General features: G+C 69.3%; 17 protein-coding genes. 6 read left to right on the forward strand and 11 right to left on the reverse strand.

Annotation, left to right across the window (positions count from 1 at the left end; all coding sequences use genetic code 11):
• Both NUG20_RS14320 and NUG20_RS14325 read right to left on the reverse strand, forming a co-directional pair.
• On the reverse strand, positions 1-3150 hold the full coding sequence (locus NUG20_RS14320; protein WP_263395125.1) for an efflux RND transporter permease subunit: 3150 nt from the start codon (positions 3148-3150) through the stop codon (positions 1-3).
• A gap of 14 nt (positions 3151-3164) precedes the next feature.
• Positions 3165-4370 (reverse strand): efflux RND transporter periplasmic adaptor subunit, encoded by a 1206-nt coding sequence (locus tag NUG20_RS14325; protein ID WP_263395126.1) that lies wholly within the window; start codon positions 4368-4370, stop codon positions 3165-3167.
• A 138-nt stretch (positions 4371-4508) separates the two neighbouring features.
• On the opposite strand from NUG20_RS14325, the gene NUG20_RS14330 reads away from it, so the two are divergent.
• Together NUG20_RS14330 and NUG20_RS14335 are read left to right on the forward strand one after the other, a co-directional pair.
• On the forward strand, positions 4509-5111 hold the full coding sequence (locus NUG20_RS14330; protein ID WP_263395127.1) for a TetR/AcrR family transcriptional regulator: 603 nt from the start codon (positions 4509-4511) through the stop codon (positions 5109-5111).
• Between the two features lie 345 nt (positions 5112-5456).
• Positions 5457-6428: an IS110 family transposase gene (locus NUG20_RS14335; RefSeq protein WP_263395128.1), complete on the forward strand. Its 972-nt coding sequence runs from the start codon at positions 5457-5459 to the stop codon at positions 6426-6428.
• Between the two features lie 63 nt (positions 6429-6491).
• On the opposite strand, the gene NUG20_RS14340 is transcribed toward NUG20_RS14335, so the two are convergent.
• Positions 6492-6962: a (R)-mandelonitrile lyase gene (locus NUG20_RS14340; RefSeq protein WP_263395129.1), complete on the reverse strand. Its 471-nt coding sequence runs from the start codon at positions 6960-6962 to the stop codon at positions 6492-6494.
• 149 nt (positions 6963-7111) lie between these two features.
• Between NUG20_RS14340 and NUG20_RS14345 the strand changes: the two genes are divergently transcribed.
• From NUG20_RS14345 to NUG20_RS14355, 3 genes are all read left to right on the forward strand, one after another.
• Positions 7112-7399 carry a hypothetical protein gene (locus NUG20_RS14345; RefSeq protein WP_263395130.1) on the forward strand — a complete coding sequence of 96 codons (288 nt, stop codon included), beginning with the start codon at positions 7112-7114 and terminating at the stop codon, positions 7397-7399.
• A 183-nt stretch (positions 7400-7582) separates the two neighbouring features.
• Positions 7583-8884, forward strand: a complete 1302-nt coding sequence (locus NUG20_RS14350; protein WP_263395131.1) for a sugar MFS transporter — start codon at positions 7583-7585, stop codon at positions 8882-8884.
• Positions 8885-9151: 267 nt separating this feature from the next.
• Positions 9152-9475: a hypothetical protein gene (locus tag NUG20_RS14355; protein WP_263395132.1), complete on the forward strand. Its 324-nt coding sequence runs from the start codon at positions 9152-9154 to the stop codon at positions 9473-9475.
• A 266-nt stretch (positions 9476-9741) separates the two neighbouring features.
• On the opposite strand, the gene NUG20_RS14360 is transcribed toward NUG20_RS14355, so the two are convergent.
• Positions 9742-9879, reverse strand: coding sequence for a hypothetical protein (locus tag NUG20_RS14360; RefSeq protein WP_263395133.1), 138 nt, complete (start codon positions 9877-9879; stop codon positions 9742-9744).
• Positions 9880-10000: 121 nt separating this feature from the next.
• On the opposite strand from NUG20_RS14360, the gene NUG20_RS14365 reads away from it, so the two are divergent.
• Positions 10001-10366, forward strand: a complete 366-nt coding sequence (locus tag NUG20_RS14365) for a hypothetical protein (RefSeq protein WP_263395134.1) — start codon at positions 10001-10003, stop codon at positions 10364-10366.
• A 377-nt stretch (positions 10367-10743) separates the two neighbouring features.
• Here the strand turns inward: NUG20_RS14365 and NUG20_RS14370 are convergent, their stop codons facing one another.
• The 7 genes from NUG20_RS14370 to creD form a co-directional block, all read right to left on the reverse strand.
• A complete protein-coding gene (locus tag NUG20_RS14370) occupies positions 10744-11232 on the reverse strand; it encodes a transcriptional repressor (RefSeq protein ID WP_263395135.1) in 489 nt (162 codons plus the stop codon).
• Between the two features lie 16 nt (positions 11233-11248).
• Positions 11249-12655, reverse strand: coding sequence for a glutamate--tRNA ligase (gltX, locus tag NUG20_RS14375; RefSeq protein ID WP_263395136.1), 1407 nt, complete (start codon positions 12653-12655; stop codon positions 11249-11251).
• Positions 12656-12873: 218 nt separating this feature from the next.
• Positions 12874-13956 (reverse strand): DUF3616 domain-containing protein, encoded by a 1083-nt coding sequence (locus NUG20_RS14380; protein WP_263395137.1) that lies wholly within the window; start codon positions 13954-13956, stop codon positions 12874-12876.
• Positions 13957-14279: 323 nt separating this feature from the next.
• Positions 14280-15164 carry a carbon-nitrogen hydrolase family protein gene (locus NUG20_RS14385; RefSeq protein WP_263395138.1) on the reverse strand — a complete coding sequence of 295 codons (885 nt, stop codon included), beginning with the start codon at positions 15162-15164 and terminating at the stop codon, positions 14280-14282.
• Positions 15161-15766 carry a GNAT family N-acetyltransferase gene (locus tag NUG20_RS14390; RefSeq protein WP_263395139.1) on the reverse strand — a complete coding sequence of 202 codons (606 nt, stop codon included), beginning with the start codon at positions 15764-15766 and terminating at the stop codon, positions 15161-15163. Before NUG20_RS14390 ends, NUG20_RS14385 begins: the two co-directional genes overlap by 4 nt.
• Before the next feature lie 425 nt (positions 15767-16191).
• Entirely contained in the window at positions 16192-16623 is a 432-nt protein-coding gene (locus NUG20_RS14395; RefSeq protein WP_263395140.1) for a hypothetical protein, read from the reverse strand.
• A gap of 25 nt (positions 16624-16648) precedes the next feature.
• Positions 16649-17968 carry a cell envelope integrity protein CreD gene (gene creD / locus NUG20_RS14400; RefSeq protein WP_263395141.1) on the reverse strand — a complete coding sequence of 440 codons (1320 nt, stop codon included), beginning with the start codon at positions 17966-17968 and terminating at the stop codon, positions 16649-16651.
• Positions 17969-18507: the final 539 nt, after the last annotated feature.

Here is an 18507-nt window from a genome sequence, read left to right on the forward strand (position 1 = left end):
TCAGGCTCCTTCCGCGACGCGCGCGGCGGACGGGTCGTCGGGAGTGCCGGCGCGGCGCTTGAACAGGCCGCACACCAGCACGAAGAACAGCGGCACGAAGAAGATCGCCAGGATCGTGCCGGACAGCATGCCGCCGATCACCGCGGTGCCCAGCGCGTGCTGCGCGCCGGAACCGGCGCCGCTGCCCAGCACCAGCGGCACCACGCCGAGGATGAACGCCAGCGAGGTCATCAGGATCGGCCGCAGGCGCATGCGCGCCGCTTCCAGCGCCGACTCCAGCAGGCTCGTGCCGCTCTCGTGCAGCTCGCGGGCGAACTCCACGATCAGGATCGCGTTCTTGCACGCCAGGCCGATGGTGGTCAGCAGCCCCACCTGGAAGTACACGTCGTTCATCTTCCAGGTCAGGATCGCGCCGAGCAGCGCGCCGAACACGCCCAGCGGCACCACCAGGATCACCGCGAACGGGATCGCCCAGCTTTCGTACAGCGCCGCAAGGCACAGGAACACGATCAGGATCGACAGCGCGTACAGCATGCCGGTCTGGCCGCTGGACGCCTTCTCCTGCCGCGACAGGCCGGTCCACTCGTAGCCGATGCCCGGCGGCAGCTTCGCCGCCGCGGCCTCGACGATGGCCATCGCTTCGCCGCTGGACGCCGCGCCCGGCAGCGCCATGCCCAGGATCTCCACCGACGGCACGCTGTTGTAGCGCTCCAGCCGCGGCGAGCCCATGCTCCAGCTGGCCTTGGCGAAGGAACTGAAGGCGACCATGGTGCCGGCGCTGTTGCGCACGTACCAGCGGTCGATGTCCTCCGGCAGCATGCGGTACGGCGCATCGGCCTGCAGCATCACCTTCTTGACCCGGCCCTTGTCGATGAAGTCGTTGACGTAGGTGCTGCCCCAGGCGCTGGAGAAGGTACCGTTGATGTCGGCGATCGACAGGCCCAGCGTCTCGGCCTTGTGCGGGTCGATGTCCAGCTTGAACTCGGGCGTGTCCTCCTGCCCGTTCGGGCGCACCGCGACCAGCCGCTTGTCCTGCGACAGCTCGGCCAGCAACTGGTTGCGCGCCTGCATCAGCGCGGCGTGGCCGAGGTTGGCGCGGTCCTGCAGCATCAGGTCGAAGCCAGTCGCATTACCCAGCTCGGACACCGCCGGCGGCGCGAACGCGAACACCTTGGCGTCGCGGATGCCGGCGAAGAACGCGCCCGCCTTGCCCGCCACGTCGGTCACGCTCTGGCCCTTGCCGGTGCGCTCGTCCCACGGCCGCAGCTTGATGAAGGCGAAGCCGACGTTCTGGCCGCTGCCGGCGAAACTGAAACCGGACACGGCGAACACGCCGGCGACCGAGTCCTTCTGCTCGACCAGGAAATGCTGCTCGACCTGGCGGATCACCGCATCGGTACGCGATGCGGTGGCGCCCGGCGGCAGCTGCACCAGCACGAACAGCGTGCCCTGGTCCTCGTCCGGCAGGAACCCGACCGGCAGCTTCATGAAGCCGAACACCACCAGCGCCAGCACCACCGCGTAGGCGATCATGTAGCGCCAGCCCTTGCCCAGCATGTGCCGCACGACGCCCTGGTAGCGGCCGTTGCCGCGGTCGAACAGGCGGTTGAACCAGCCGAAGAAGCCGGTGGTGGCCATGCCGTGCTGCTTGGCCGGCTTGAGCAAGGTCGCGCACAGCGCCGGGGTCAGCACCATCGCCACCAGCACCGACAGGGTCATCGCCGCGACGATGGTGATCGAGAACTGGCGGTAGATGACGCCGGTGGAGCCGCCGAAGAACGCCATCGGCACGAACACCGCCGCCAGCACCAGGGCCACGCCGACCAGCGCGCCGGTGATCTGGCCCATCGACTTGCGCGTGGCTTCCTTGGGCGGCAACTGCTCCTCGTTCATCACCCGCTCGACGTTCTCCACCACCACGATGGCGTCGTCCACCAGCAGGCCGATCGCCAGCACCATCGCGAACATGGTCAGCGTGTTGATGGTGTAGCCGAACACGGCCAGCACGCCGAACGTGCCCAGCAACACCACCGGCACGGCGATGGTCGGGATCAGCGTGGCGCGGAAGTTCTGCAGGAACAGGTACATCACCAGGAACACCAGCACCACCGCCTCGATCAGCGTGCGCACCACCTCTTCGATCGAGATGCGCACGAACGGCGTGGTGTCGTAGGGCTTCTGCACCTTCATGCCGGGCGGGAAGAACTTCTCCTGTTCGGCCATGCTGGCGTCGATCGCCTTGACCGTGTCCAGCGCGTTGGCGCCGGTGGCGAGCTTGATCGCCAGGCCCGCGGCCGGCTTGCCGTTGTAGCGACCGACGGTGTTGTAGCTCTCGCTGCCCAGCTCGATCCGGGCCACGTCGCGCAGGCGCACCTGCGAGCCGTCGGACTGCGTGCGCAGCAGGATGTCCTCGAACTCGGCGGCGGTCTTCAGCCGCGTCTGCGCGGTGATGGTGGCGTTGAGCTGCTGGTTGGCGGCGGCCGGCAGCGCGCCGAGCTGGCCGGCCGAGACCTGCGCGTTCTGCGCCTGGACCGCGGTCTTCACGTCCAGCGGGGTCAGGCTGAAATTGCTCAGTTTGTTCGGGTCCAGCCAGATCCGCATCGAATACTGCGAACCGAACAGGGTGGTGTCGCCGACGCCCTCGACGCGGCTGATCGCTTCCTGCACGTTGGCGGCCACGTAATCGGACAGGTCCGAGTCGCTCATGCTGCCGTCTTCGGAGGTGAAGGCCAGCACGTTGAGGAAGTTGGTCGCCGACTTGGTCACGGTCACGCCCTGCTGCTGCACCTCTTGCGGCAGCAACGGCGTGGCCAGCGACAGCTTGTTCTGCACCTGCACCTGCGCGGTGTCCGGGTCGGTGCCGTTGTCGAAGGTCAGGGTGATGGTGACCTGGCCGCTGGACTCGCTGGTGGAGGCCAGGTAGCTCAGGTGGTCCAGCCCCTTCATCTTCTGCTCGATGACCTGGGTGACGGTGTCCTCGAGGGTCTTGGCCGAGGCGCCGGGATAGTTGGCGGTGATCGCCACGGCCGGCGGCGCGATGCTCGGGTATTGCGCGATGGGCAGGGTGACGACGGAGAGGATGCCGGCCAGCATCACGATGATGGCCAGCACCCAGGCGAAGATCGGGCGGTCGATGAAGAAACGTGCCATGACGGTCTAGCGCCTCAGTTGGTCGCGCGCGGCGCGGGCGCGGCGGCAGCGGCAGGCGCCGCGGCGGGGGCGGCCTTCGCCTGCCACGGCACGGTCTTGACCGTCGCCCCGGGCCGGGCCCGCGACTGGCCCTCGACCACCAGCTGCTCGCCGGGCTTGAGCCCGCTGCGCACCAGCCATTGGTCGCCGACCGCGCGGTCGGTCTCCAGCACGCGCAGCTGCAGCGTGTGGTCGCGGCCGACCACGTACGCGGTCGGCTTGCCCGCGCCGTTGCGCGACACCGCCTGCTGCGGCACCAGGATCGCCTGGTCCTTCATCCCCTCCTGCAGCACCGCGCGCACGTACATGCCCGGCAGCAGGTCCGCGTTCGGGTTGGGGAACACCGCGCGCAAGGTGATCGAGCCGGTGTTCTGGTCGACGGTGACGTCGGAGAACTCCAGCCGCCCCTGCAACGGGTACGGACTGCCGTCCTCCAGCAGCAGCGACACCTTGGCCGCGGTGGCGTCGGCCTTCTCCAGTTCGCCGCTGGCCAGTGCCTGCCTGAGCCGCAGCAGCGAGGCGCTGGGCTGGGTGACGTCGACGTAGATCGGATCCAGTTGCTGGATCGTGGCCAGCGCCGTCGCCTGGCTGGCGGTGACCAGCGCGCCGGCGGTGACGCTGGACTTGCCGATGCGCCCGGAAATCGGCGCATCCACCCGCGCATAGGCCAGGTTGATGCGTGCGCTTTCCACGTTGGCCTTGGCCGCGGCGACATCCGCCTCGGCCTGCCCGAGCGCGGCATCGGCATCGTCGCTGTCCTGCCGGCTGATCGCCGACACCTTCACCAGTTCGCGGTAGCGCTCGGCCTTCAGCCGCGCGGTGCGCAGCGTGGCCTGCGCCCTGCCGAGCGCGGCCACGTAGCTGTCGTAGGTGGCGCGATAGCTGGCCGGGTCGATCTGGTACAGCGTCTCGCCGGCCTTGACCTCGCCGCCCTCGCGGAACTTGCGCGCCTGGATGATGCCGTTCACCTGCGGCCGCACATCGGCGATCAGGTACGGCAGCGTGCGCCCCGGCAATTCGGTGGTCAGCGCGACCGGGCGCGTGGCGACGGTGACGACGCCCATCTGCGGCGTGCCCTCCTCCGGCGGCGGGCCGCCCGGGGGCGAACCGCAGGCGCTCAACAGCAGGGTGGCCGCCACGGCCAGGGCCGGCGAGAGACGAGAGGACAGGACAGGACGCACGAGGGAATCTCCGGGTGGGAACGCAGGCGGGCGAAAGAATCTAAACGGTACGGTTCGGTATACTAATCACGCGATCCGGCGCCGTCAATCATTTCTGCCCTCCCGGTATACTTAAGCGCCCTTCCCCACGGCAGAGCGATGCGCGTCAGGACCGAAGCCAAACGCGAAGCGATCGTCGAAGCGGCGGCCGGCGTGTTCCTGGAAGCCGGCTTCGAGGGCGCCTCGATGACCCAGATCGCCAGCCGCGCCGGCAGCTCCAAACGCACCCTGTACGGCTATTTCCCGTCCAAGGAAGAGCTTTTCGTGGCGGTGGCGCACAGCGTCGCGGAGCGCTTCATGGATCCAATCCTGGCCGCGCTGATGCAGACCGAGGACGATCTGCCGACCGCGCTGCAACGCCTGGGCGAGGACGCCCTGGGCTTCCTGTGTTCGGAACAGTCGGTGCAGGTGTGGCAGACCATCATCGGCGTGTCGGGACGCTCCGACATCGGCCTGCTGTTCTTCGAGAGCGGCCCCGACCACGGCATGAGCCGCCTGGGCATCTACCTGCAGGAACAGATGGAGCACGGCCGGCTGCGCCGCGCCGACCCGACCACCGCCGCCCGCCACCTGGCCGGGCTGCTGGAAGCGGAAACGCTGATGCCCTGCCTGTTCGGCGCGCTGAAGAACCCGTCGCCGGAGTACCTGCGCGAGGCGACGCGGCGCGCGCTGCAGGTGTTCTTCGGCGGTTATGGGACTTAGCTGGAATGGTGGGTGGCGTATTCGCCAATAGGCGCATTTGTAGGAGCGGCTTCAGCCGCGACAGGCTCTATCGGTAATGCCTGTCGCGGCTGAAGCCGCTCCTTGTATCTGGACATGGCGCCCCTGAAGGCGTTATGTCTTCCGACTGATCATCGGAGGAGGTGCGGGAAGTCCAGTCGCTCCTGAAGCTTCGAGCTTGTGCTGTAGATCGGCTCCCGCCCTCCATCTGCTGGCCCTGCGGTGTCCGCACGGTATCCAGAGTCCGCCGCTGGCGTGAACTCGCATCCACAAGGCAGGACCGGGCGCAGCGATGATCGTGATCACCCATCCGATGGAGGAGTCCTTATGTCCCCAGTCGTCGGCATTGACGTCGCCAAGCGCAGTTTCGACCTGGCCATCGACCTGGCCAATGGCAAATACCGCACCAAGGCCAAGCTTCCCAACGATCCGAAGGGCTTCCAGGCCTTGCACGCGTGGCTGCAGACGCACGCGCAGGCGGACAGCTGGATCGTGATGGAAGCCACCGGCACCTACCACGAGGCGCTGGCCGAGTTCGTGCATGGGTTGGGCTACCGCGTGTGCGTACTCAACCCAGCACAGATGGCGCTGTATGCACGCAGCCAGCTGACCCGGGTCAAGACCGACCGCAGCGATGCCAAGCTGATCGCCAGCTACGGCCAGCGCCATGCGGCGCAGCTGCGGCCCTGGCAACCCGACCCGCCGGCGCTCAAGCAGCTCAAGGCGCTGGTGCGGCGCCGGGACGACCTGCTGCAGATGCTGCAGATGGAGCGCAACCGCCTGGACGTCGCGGCGCGCGTGGTGCGCGACTCGATCCTGGAGAGCATCGACCACCTGCAGGCACGCATCGCGCAGATCGAACGGGCCATTGAGGACCATATCGACCAGGACCCGACCTTGCGCGGGCAGCGCGACCTGCTGGTGAGCATCGATGGGATCGCCGACACCAGCGCGGCGTTGATGCTGGCCGAGCTTGGCAATGTGGAGCGCTTCGCCCACGCCTCGGCGGTGACCGCCTTTGCCGGGCTCAACCCCCGGCTGCAGGAGTCCGGCAAGCGCCAGGGCCAGGTCTGCATCTCCCGCACCGGCTCCCCGCGCCTGCGTGCGGGCCTGTACATGCCGGCCCTGGTCGCCATGACCCACAATCCGGTCGTCCGTGCGCTGAAGCAGCGCCTGCGCGAACGCGGCAAAGCCGGCAAGCAAATCGTCTGCGCCGCCATGCGCAAGTTGCTGCATCTTGCCTACGGCGTCCTCAAATCAAACACGCCATTCGATCCTCAAAAGGCCATTGCCTGTTAGACGGGAAGACGGTATCTACAGGTCAATCGCAATCGCGCACCTCTCCCGCACAGCTGTATCCCCTCACTCCCCGCGGTACTGACTCTCCGACACCGGCTCCAGCCAGGTCACCGGCGAGCCGTCCACCGCTTCGGCGATGGCGATGTGGGTCATCGCCACCTGCGCGCTGGCGCCGTGCCAATGCTTGACGCCCGGCGGGATCCACACGATGTCGCCGGGACGGATCTCCTGCGCCGGCTTGCCCCACTCCTGCACGCGGCCGACACCGGCGGTGACGATCAGGGTCTGGCCCAACGGATGGGTGTGCCAGGCGGTGCGCGCGCCCGGCTCGAAACTGACCGTGGCGCCGCTGATGCGTGCCGGCGCCTGGCCCTTGAACGGCGCATCGATGCGTACCGCGCCGGTGAAATAGTCCGCCGGACCGGCCGCCGAGGCGGTCGTGCCGGCACGGGTGACGGTGATCGGCCCGGCGTCCTCGTCCGGGACCGCAGCGGCCATCATCGACAGCGACATGGCAGTGGCGAACAGGCTCATCGGAATCTCCTTGCATGGACGTCTGCACCGACTGTAGGCGCGCTGCGCCGGCGGCACTAGCCCGCATCGGATTCATGCGGCCATAAGCGCCTCTCATCAATCCTCCGCGTCGTTGAAGCACAGTGGCGCGGTTGCCCGGAGGGCCGCGCATGAATGGCATGCCCTGCTTCGGCATCGGCGACACGGCCGTCGAACTCCCGCGGTCCGCCAGCATCCGTCCTCGTCGCTTGGAGCCGCACATTCTTCGCCCACGCAGCGCAGCGGCAATGCGCGCCATGCCCCATGCCACGCCACCGCATGACCGCGACATCGAACGCGACGACCCGCTGCGCGGAAATCCAATAGCCGACGGGTTGCCGGAGGCACATCAGCCTTTGCCAGAACAACGCATCGCCGCAGTGCAACATTGCAATAACCGTATAACCGCCGCGATTTAAATCATTGGTCGTGCGCGAAGGGCGGCGCCTATCCTCGCCCCTGCGCTGGCGCCGCGACATCGTCTACGGTCCTGCGCGACAACGCCGCACCACGCGAGACGGCTGCGGCGCGGCAGCGCAGGCAGATGCCTCCGCGCATGCCCAACGACAGACCCGCAACAGCGCAGAGAGGACACACCCACGATGGCAGGACCGATGGGGCCGGCGGCTCCGCTCCCGAACTCCGCGCCGCTCGCCGGCACCGCACCGTCGTACCGCGCCGCGCTGTCGCTGCTGGCCTCGCTGTTCTTCATGTGGGGCTTCATCACCGTCATCAACAACACCCTGCTGCCGCACCTGCGCAGCGTGTTCGAACTCAGCTACACCCAGGCCACGCTGATCGAGTCGGTGTGGTTCATCGCCTACTTCTTCGCCTCGCTGCCGTCGGCCAAGCTGATCGAGCGGATCGGCTACCAGCGCGCGCTGGTGATCGGCCTGGGCATCATGGCGCTCGGCGCGCTGGGCATGATCGCGGCCGCGCGCCTGGTTTCGTACGGCATCACCCTCGGCTCGCTGTTCGTGATCGCCAGCGGCATCACCTTGCTGCAGGTCGCGGCCAATCCGTACGTGGCGGTGATCGGCAGCGCGGACACCGCCTCGTCGCGACTCAACCTGGTGCAGGCGTTCAATTCGGTCGGCACCACCCTGGCACCGCTGTTCGGCGGCTACCTGATCCTGGGCCGCTCGACCTCGGGCACCGCCAAGGGCGATGCGGTGCTGACCCAGGCCGAACGCCTGGCCGACGCGCAATCGGTGCAACTGCCCTATCTCATCGTCGCCGTGGTGCTGGTGCTGCTGGCGGTGGTCATCGCCCGCTTCAAGCTGCCGGCGCTCGGCCAGGCCACCCAGCGCGCCACCGGCCAGCAGCGCGCCAGCCACTCGCTGTGGCGGCATCGCAACCTGGTGCTCGGCATCCCGGCCATCTTCATTTACCTGATCGCCGAGATCGGCGTGTCCAACCTGTTCATCAACTTCGTGTCGCAGCCGCACATCGGCAACCTCACCCACCAGCAGGCCTCGCACTACCTGTTCCTGTTGTGGGGCGGGATGATGGTGGGGCGCTTCGCCGGCAGCGCGTTGATGCGCCGCATCGCCCCGGAGGCGGTGCTGGCACTGTTCTCGGTCGGCGCGTTCGTGGTGATGCTGCTGACCGTGTTCACCACCGGCCATGTCGCGATGTGGTCGCTGATCGCGGTGGGCCTGTTCCATTCGATCATGTTCCCGACCATCTTCACCCTCGGCATCAAGGGCCTGGGGCCGCTGACCGAGGAAGGCTCCGGCCTGCTGATCATGGCCATCGCCGGCGGCGCGCTGGTGGTCGTGCAGGGTTGGCTGGCCGACCATGTCGGCCTGCAGCGCGCGTTCCTGCTCACCGCCGTGTGCGAGCTGTACGTGCTGTTCTATGCGCTGTGGGGCGCGAAGACGCCATCGCAGGCAAGCGCCTAGCTGCGGCGGTCGGAGCGACAAGTAGCAGCGCCAGCAGACGCGCTGCAGCGATCCGGCCTGCGCCGGATCGCGCTCGACGGCGGCCGGCCACGCCGACAGCGCACTCGCCTTCGCCCAGACCGGAGCGTGCGTGCGACCCTGCCGCCGCCGTTCGGTAGACAACCGCAGCATGGCTGTCCGCCAGTCGGCGTTGCCCACGTTGGCTCTGGTGGCAGACAACCAGATCGCGAAGCCTCTGCCGCCTCGCCTACATCAGGAACCGACACCATGGACGCACGCTTTGTCGCACTCTCCACTCTGTTGCTCGCCGCTTCGACCTTCGCCGCGCCGGCCGCCGCCAAAGGCACGCAGCTCGACTGCCAGCCCGGCTCGCAAGCGGTCTGCGAAGAATGGTGCACGCATGCCGGCGGCGGCATGTCCAGCAACCCGGACGGCTCGGTCACCTGCACGGTGATGGCGTCGGCACGCAGCAAGAAGGGATTCGCCTTGCCGGAGGGCAGCTATCAGATCAGGAAGATCGCCGACGACCCTGGCCACGGCAAGGCCTCCGGCGCCGACACCGCGCCCCCCAAGGCGAAGGACAAGCACTAGGCGCGCCTCGCGCCGCTGTTCCGGAGGATGCGGAGCGGCGCAACGCGCCGCCACTGCCCGTTGCCGCGGCGTCGCGCCAACATGCCGTTGGCCGTCGTGCGCGCAGCAGCGCAGCCAGAGAGGTTGCATGGACGTGCTGGCAGCGCGGCTGTGCGGCGCGCGCCTGGACGCCAGCACGCAGGGAGACCGCGCCGGCACATGCCGACCAGACAGCGGCAAGCCGGCGCGAGCGCCCTGGCGGGCAGGCGCCTTAGCGCCCGGATTGCTCACACATCTCTTTCAAAAACAATAGCTTGAAACGGAAAAAAGCGCTTGTCGCAGCCGCCGGGAATGGGTACGCTGCGGCGGTCGAAAGAGAGCAGGCCGGATGGTAGCCCGGCCGTCGCCGCATCCAGCGGCGGCATCTCAGCCAATCGGGCACCCGCGACACCAGCCACCGGCACCGCCCGCCGGTCGACGCAGGTGTGTCCGATGGGGTCTCGCATGTCTCCCCGGCACGCCTTCTTTGCCACAGAAGGAGCGAGCATGTACAAGACGACCACCCCGATCCCCTCCGCGCACCCCGTCCTCGCCGCGACGTTGCCGCGTGCGCGCCTTGTCGCGACGCGCGCCGCCGCCACGGGCGACACGGCACGGCCGCGCTGGCAACGCGATGCGCTGGCGGACCTGTCGATCTGGCGTTGCGACGTGGCCACCGGCAGGCCGGAGCTGCCTGCGCTGCTGCTCGCGGTGTGGCTGCCCAAGCGAACGCGGACCTGGGAATGGGAAGTGATCGATCCGCGCGGCGATACCAGCCTGACCGAGGGCGCCAGCGATTCGCATGCGCTCGCGCGGGCGGCGGCCGAAGCGTGGACACGGCTGCGCTTCGGCGATGTGCTCGAGCGCGGCTGATACGCGCGGCGGACGCCGGCGCGCCGACGTGGATCGAACGTACCGTACGCGACGCCTTGCCGAGCTTCCCTTAGTGGATTGCCCGGCCTCGGCCGCCGCCAACGGCTGTCGCTGCGGCGGCGGCGATCAGGTCGGGGCGATGATGCCGGCGGCCATGAACAGCGAGGCCTTCAACAGCGCGGTTGAGATGTGGAACAACGCCGGCCACCACCAGCGTCGGCGTGGACAGCCCGAACGGCATGGCGATCAGCCCCAGGTGCGAGACGCGCTCAGCCGCCGGCGCGCCGCGGCCATGCGTGCGCCGGCCGCAGCCCGCAACCGGCAACCGGCAAGCGCTGCAGCTACAACCGCACCCACGCCGCCGAAAGCGCTGCGCCCTACCCCGCGCAGCGCGCGCACAGGCCGTGCACTTCCAGGGTCTGCGCCTGCGGCTGGAAACCCAGCGCCTTGGCGCGCTGCTCCAGTTGCGCGACCACGTCGCGGTCCTCCAGTTCGACCGCGCTGTGGCAGCGGTCGCAGATCAGGAACGGCACCGAGTGCTGGGCGCTGCTGGGGTGGTGGCAGGCGACGAAGGCGTTGACCGACTCGAGCTTGTGCACGAAGCCGTTGGCCATCAGGAAATCCAGCGCGCGGTACACGGTGGGCGGCGCGTCGGCGCCCACGCTCTTGCCCTCGCGCACCCATTCCAGCAGTTCGTAGGCCTTCACCGGGCGCGCCGCTTCGGCGATCAGGCGCAGCACGTTGGCGCGGATCGGGGTCAGCCGCAGCCCGCGTTCGCGGCTCACCCGCTCCACCACCTTGACGAAGTCGTCGGCGTCGTGGACGTGGTGGTGCGGCTCGGTGCAGGCGGTCTTCTTGCTGGACATGGGCTTCTCCGGGGAATCAGCTTCCCGCTGGGATCTTGATGAGCGCGGCGTCGATGCGTTTCAAGGCCTGCTCGCGCCCGGCCAGGTAGACCGTATGCGAGATGTCCGGGCTGACCTGGGTGCCGGTGATGGCCACGCGCAGCGGCTGCGCCACCTTGCCCATGCCGATCTCCAGCGCCGCGGCGGCGTCGTGCAGCGCGGCGGCCACGCCGTCCACGCTCCACTCGCCCAGCGCGGCGAGCAGCTCGCGCGCCTTGCCCAGCGCCAGTTCCGCGCCCGGCTTGAGGTGCTTGGCCACGGCCGCGTCGTCGTAGGTCTCCAGCGGCCGGTACCAGACCAGCGCCTTCTCGGCCATTTCCTTCAGCGTCTGCACGCGCTCGCGCAGCGCCACCACCACGTCGGCGGCGGCCGGGCCGGCGGCCGGGTCGATGCCGAGCCTGGCCAGTTGGTAGTCCAGCTGCGGCGCGATCGTGGCCGGGTCGTCGCTCTTCAGGTAGTGCTGGTTGACCCAACCGAGCTTGGCCATGTCCAGCCGCGCGGCCTTGGAGTTGACGTCCTTGACGTCGAACAGATCGATCAGTTCCTGGCGGCCGAACAGTTCCTGGTCGCCGTGCGACCAGCCCAGCCGCGCCAGGTAGTTGATCAGCGCGTGCGGCAGGTAGCCGGCGTCCTTGTACTGCATCACGTCGGCCGCGCCGGTGCGCTTGGACAGCTTGGCGCCCTGCTCGTCCAGGATCATCGGCATGTGCGCGAACTTCGGCACCGGCGCGCCCAGCGCCTCGTAGATATTGATCTGGCGCGGGGTGTTGTTGATGTGGTCGTCGCCGCGGATGACCTCGGTGATGCCCATGTCCCAGTCGTCCACCACCACCGCGAAGTTGTAGGTGGGGTAGCCGTCGGGGCGCAGGATCACCATGTCGTCGAGCTCGCTGTTGGCGATCTCGATGCGGCCCTTGATCAGGTCGTCGAACACCACGCTGCCGCCTTCGGGGTTCTTGAAGCGGACCACGCGGTTCGGATCGTCGCGGTGCGGCAGGTGCTGCTCGCGCGCCGCGCCGTTGTAGCGCGGCTTTTCCTGCTTGGCCATCGCCGCCTCGCGCATGGCGTCCAGTTCCTCGCGGGTCTCGTAGGCGTAGTAGGCCTTGCCGGCGGCGAGCAGCTGCGCAGCCACTTCCTGGTAGCGGGCGATGCGCTGGGTCTGGTAGATGGGGCCTTCGTCGTAGTCCAGGCCCAGCCACTGCATCGCTTCGAGGATCGCGTCGATCGCCGCCTGGGTGCTGCGCTCGCGGTCGGTGTCCTCGATGCGCAGCACGAACTCGCCGCCGCGGTGGCGCGCCTCCAGCCAGCAGTACAGCGCGGTGCGCGCGCCGCCGATGTGCAGGTAACCGGTGGGACTGGGGGCGAAACGGGTGCGGCAGGCCATGGAACGCTCGGAGCAAACGGGAATCGGGCGATTTTACCCTGGCCTGCCTTGCGGTGCCCGGAGGCAGCCGGTGCCATGCCTAGGCTCTTCCATTGTAGGAGCGGCTTCAGCCGCGACAGGCACTATCGGCAACGCCTGTCGCGGCTGAAGCCGCTCCTACAAAAGGCCCTGAACCTTGGTCGTTCACCCGGCGCCTGTCACCACAATTGGGGTTGGCGCTAGCGCAGCAGGTCGCCATGCACCACGCATTCGCCGTCGCTGCGCGCCAGGCCCGGGGCGTCGTACAGCACCAGCCAGCTCGGCACGCCCGCGGTCAGCGCCGGCGGCAGGCTGCACAGCGCTTCGGCGCGGTCGCTGTCCTCGCCGTGCGGCAACACCAGCGACTTGACCAGCTCGCGCTGAAACCGCACCGGTGCGCGGTTGTCGGCCAACGCGGTGCGCGCGCCGGGCCAGCGGAACAGGCGGATCTCGCCGTTCAGCACCATGGTCGGGCCGGCCAGCAGGTACAGGTCGTCGCCGTGGAAATGCAGGTCGCGCACGCCCAGCCCGCCCAGTTGCAGGAAATGCTTGCGCAGCAAGGTGCCCTCGTCGTCCAGCGGCACCAGCCGCAGGTAGTCGTGGTGCGCTTCCACCGCGATCTCCAGCAGCCCGGCCCAGCCGCGCAGCACCGGGCCGCGCAGGCCCAGCAGCAGGCGCTGGCCGTCCACCGCCATGCCTTCGATGTCGAAGCCGTTGTCCTTGCCGGGGATCTTCAGGTAGGCGCCGAAATGCGGGTCGTCCTCGAGCAGCGCGGTGAGCTGGTTGTGCTTGGCGTCGCCCTTCAGCCGCAGCGCGCGGCGGCCGTCGGCGGCTTCGCGCACCAGCTGCGGCGCGCCGTCGGCGTCGTGCTCGATCGGCAGGCAGGCGAGCAGGCGGCGGTTGGCGTCGAGCTTGAGCTTGGCCAGGCGCTTGCCGTTGTCGGCGTCGTCGCGGTCGGGCTTGGCGTTCTTGCGCTTCATGCCGTGCGAACCGACCACCCACAGGTAGCCGGGCGACAGCGCCATGCCCTCCAGGTCGGCCTCGTCGTCGCGGTCGCCGGGCAGGTCGAGCAGATCGCCCAGCGCGAAACTGCGGCCTTCGCCGAAGCGCAGCGTTTCCTCGCCGACCGGCGCCAGCGCGTGCAGGCGGTCGACCGCGCAGGCCTCGTCGCCGGCCACCCACAGCCAGTCGTCGGTGAAGGCGGCGCCGGACAGGTTGGCGTGGACCAGCGCGCCGGGCGCGAATTCGAGGCGCACGGCGTGCGGCTGCAGGGTCTTGGGCATGGGGCGATGGGCCGGTAGCGGAGCGGAGGCGACAGCAGAACGCATCGTGCGTTCGGATGGCGTGTGCTGCACGGGCACGGGGCACCGCGGCGCGAGACGATCGCACGCTCGGCGCCACGCCGGGTGCGGCGAGCGGAGGCGGGTCCCATGCGCGGCATCGCAGCGCGCCTAGGCGTCTGTGCGCCTGCCCGCGCGGCGGCAGCGCAATCCAAAGCAGCCGGCACCACGCGCACAACGGCCTCGCTCCTCCGCTCCGTTTCCGCGCACACGATTGCCGAGTACGCATTCGAGCGCCGCGGCGATGCCGGCCGCGCCAGCCAGCGCTACTGGAAGCCGGCCAGCTCCGCGCGGACGATGGCCGGGGCCAGCTGGCCGCGCCAGTCGCGGTCGTTGGCGACCTGGGCGCTGGCGCGGCTGGCCTCGAACGCGTCGAAATCCAGTTCGGCCACCGCCCAGACCTGCTCGCCCCGGGTCTGCGCGACGATGCCGTCGGCCGGGAAGCCGGCGTCCATCGGCGCGTAGATCGCCGCCTCGCCGGTGTTCACGTCCAGCGCCGGGCTCCATTCGGCCAGGCCGGCGGTCACCGATTGGGCGACGAAGATGCGGTTCTCCAGCGCGCGCGCCAGGCAACCGATGCGCACGCGGGTGGCGCCGGCCTCGGTGTCGGTGCAGCTGGGCACCACCAGCAGCCGCGCGCCGGCCTCGTACTGGGCGCGCACCGGCAGCGGGAACTCGCTGTCGTAGCAGACCGCCACGCCGGCGCGCACGCCGTCGGCGGCGAACACCTTCAACGCGTCGCCGCCGTCGATCAGGCCGGTGGCCTTCTCGAAGCCGGTCAGCTGCAGCTTGTCCTGCCAGCCGTGGCTGCCGTCGGGCGCGAACCAATAGGCGCGGTTGCGGTAGCGGCCTGCGCCGTTGGCCAGCAGGAAACTGCCGGCGACCAGATGCAGGCGATGCCGCTGCGCCAGCTGCGCGAACAGCGCCAGGTATTGCGGGTGCAGCGCCTGGGTCGCCGCCAGCGACGCCGGCAGGTCCGCGGCCACGGCCGAGTCGAAGGTCGCGGCCAGCTCCAGCGACAGGTATTCGGGCAGCACCGCCAGCTGCGCGCCGACCTGCGCGGCCTGGCCGATCAGGGCCGCCTGCTTGTCGGCGAAGGCGGCGAAATCGACCGGCGCACCGATCGGGTACTTGGCGACGGCGATCTTCATGCAGCGGGCTCCAGCGGACGGGTCCAGAAACTCAGGCTGTGCGTGATCTCGCCGCGGTCCAGTTCCTCCCACGGCAAGTGCATGCGCAACGCCGGCTGCGGTTGGTAGCCGCGCTTGCGCCAGAACACGTCGTTGCCGCGGTAGTCGGGCGGGCGCCGCGGATCGTCGGGATCGCGGTCCACCGCGCAGAACGCGGTCAGCCGGAAGCGGCCGAGCGCGCGCGCATGCGCCTCGCGCTGATCGAAGAAGGCGTGGCCGACGCCGCGGCCGCGATACTCCGGCAACAGTACCGATTCGCCGAAATAGAACACGTCGGTTACCGCGATGGCGCTGCCGGCGAAGGCCGCGCCGAACGCCTCGGCGTCGTCGGCGAGCGGCAGCCCGGTGGACGCGCCGACCACGCGCTCGCCGTCGCGCGCCAGCACGAACACGCTGTCCGGCGAGGCGGCGTAGGCGGACAGGTAGTCGCGCTCGTAGGCCAGGTCGCCGGCATACAGATAGGGCCAGTCGCGGAACACCGCGATGCGCAGCCGCGCGACATCGTCCAGGAACGGGGCGATCTGCGCGCCGCGCAGGCGCTGGATGGGGAGCGGAGAGTCCATCCGTGAACTCTACCGCAGGCGTTTCCATGGCGCTGCCAGCTTGGCGATGCCCTGATCGGTGGTGCTCCTGGCGCCGTCCCTGGCGGTGGGCGTCCTGCCCGGTCCTGCGTGCTGCGTCCTGCGGCCGCGTCCATGGCCGCGGCTGCGTTGCGCGAGAGTGCCTTCCGGCCTGCCACGCATGTCGCCATCCATGGCGGTGGGCGCCCCTGTCCGGCATTGCGTCCTGCGAAGGCGTCCATCGCCGTGGCTGCGTTGCGCGATAGCGCTTGCCGGCCTATCCACGTGCCGCCATCCATGGCGGTGGGCATTCCAGTGCCCGACGTTGCGTCCTGCGGCAGCGTCCATGCCCGCGATGCCTTTTTGAGACGGCTAGCAGCACGCGCGCCGCAAGCTAAACGGCGTTTCCGACAGCGCCGTCGCGCGCTTCATCGCCACCAGCGGCACAGCAGCGCCGCCTGCGCCGGCAGCACCAGCAGCCGTGCGCGGCCCTGCGCTTCCCAGGTCACGAACCCGGGTTCGTGCCCGGGCTGCTCGCCCTGCCCGGCCGCCGTCCAGGCCGAATCGCGGCGCAGCGCCCGCCACGCGCAGTAGCGCCAGGGCTCGGCCTCGCCCGGCAAGGCGGCGCGGGCCTGCAGCGCCGCTGCCAGGAACGCCAGGCCGTGCGCGGCCAGCGCCTCGCGGCTGCGTTCGCTCAACCGCAGCCACAGCGCGCCGCCGCGGTCGGCAGCGGTGACCAGCGCCGCCTGCGCGCTGCGCGCCAGCGCCGCGCCGGCATTGCCGCGGTGCAGGCCGCGGGTGTCCAACGCGTCCGGCAACAGGGCCTGGACGCGGCGGTGCAGATGGGTGTGCGCCGACATGGCGTGGTCCTCGTCGCGTGCCGGCTCAGCGCAAGGCCGCGCCGAGTTCGTACCAGTCGATCTTGCGGGTGATCCACATGATCGCGGCGAGGATGCCGAACAGCAGCAGCGAGCCCATCAGCAAGGCGCTGTCTTCGGAGGCCAGCAACCCGTACAGCGCGCCGTACAGCAGGGTCAGCATGCTGGCGAAGCCGGCGGCGCGGCCGCGGCTGCGCAACACCCCGGCCAGGTAGAAGAACTGCAAGCCGATGCAGGCCACCGCCGAGATCAGGTACGCCTGCCAGAACGCGATGTGCTCGGACAGGCTGAGCAGCAGCAGGAAGAAGATCGCCAGCGCCAGGCCGACCAGCAGGTACTGCAGCGGATGGATCGGCAGGCGCTTGATCAGTTCGAACAGGCCGAAGGCGACGAAGGTCAGCACAACGAACAGGATGCCGTACTTGCTGGCGCGATCGGCCTGGGTGTAGACGTCGACCGGGTCGACCAGGTCCACGCGCAACGCATCGACCTCGCTGCTGCCGGTCGCCAGCTGCGACTGCGCGCCGGTCGCCAGCGACGACAGCGCCCAGCTGGCCTGGAAGCCCTGCGGGCCGAAGCGGCGTTCGTTGGGCAGGAAGCGGCCGCCGAACAGCGGGTGCGGCCACGGCGAGGTCAGCGCGATCTGGTTGTCGTCGCCGACCGGCACGATCGACAGCGCCTGGGTCCCGTCGAGCACGAATTCCATTTCCACGCTGTGCAGGTCGGTGAGCCGGCCCTGGCGGGCGTCGGCCAGCGCCGGCAGCACCGCATGCACGCCCTTGGAGATGCCGGTCATCGCCAGCGAGCCCGGCTGCAGCCCCAGCGCCTTGCCGTCGGCGCGCAGGTTGGGCGTGCCGACCAGGCCACGCACGTCCTCGATGCCGAGCACCAGGTAGGGCTGGCCATAGGTGCGGCCGTCGACCTCCTCATAGTCCAGGTCGTCGAACTGCGCCTTGAGCCGCGCGTGCAGGCTGTACACCTGCACCTTGAACAGGCCGATGCTGCGCTGCGACGGCTTCATCTCGCCGTTGATCGCCAGGTGCCGCGGGGTCTGCAGGTCGTAGCCGGTTTCCGTCTCGCGCTTGACCACGCGCTTGCCGTCGGCGTCCACCACTGCGACCTCACGCACCTGCGACCAGGGCAGCACGCGCATCGGGCCGAGCAGGCGCTGCTCGCCGGCCTTGCTCTGCGACACGCGCTCGACCGCCTCGTCGCGATAGCGCTCGCGGCCGCTGATGGTGCCGCGGATCATCAACAGCGGGATCAGCAGCAACAGGATCAATCCGCCGATGGTGGCGAATCGCAGGACAAGCTTCAGGGATTTCATCGACGGTCCTCGGTGTTGGAGGACGCCAGGGTGCCGCGCCTGGGTGTGCGGGGTTTGAGGCGAATTTGAAGCGAGTGTGAAGTGGGCGGCGTGCGTGCGGGAAGCGGGTCGCGTGCCCGCGCTGATCCTGGACGGGCTGAGCGTGGCCAGGCGTTCCACGCGCTACTGGTTCAGGCATGCGGCCGAAACTAGTTCGAGCATGCGGCCGAAAGCGGCATCGCGCCGAAGCGCCGCGGTTGCTGCTGATGCCGGCGCGTTCGCGGCCAATGCGTCGGGGCTGAAGTCCCTCCCACAGTGCACCCATCAGGCACAGATGCTTCCTGCAGAAGCGGCTTCAGCCGCGATGCGCGCTTCAAGGACCTCGTCTCAAGGAGCTCGTCGCTGCAGGCGATCTGTCGGGGCTGAAGCCCCTCCTACAGGGTTCCAGCCACCCCCCACGCAGTCCCGCTTAGCTTTTTTGTAGGAGCGGCTTCAGCCGCGACGAACGAAGCAGCAGGCTTTCCGATGCCGGGCGTCGTCAGGGCTTGAGCCTCTGCAGT

The organism is Xanthomonas sp. CFBP 8443, assembly GCF_025666195.1.
Classification (GTDB): domain Bacteria; phylum Pseudomonadota; class Gammaproteobacteria; order Xanthomonadales; family Xanthomonadaceae; genus Xanthomonas_A.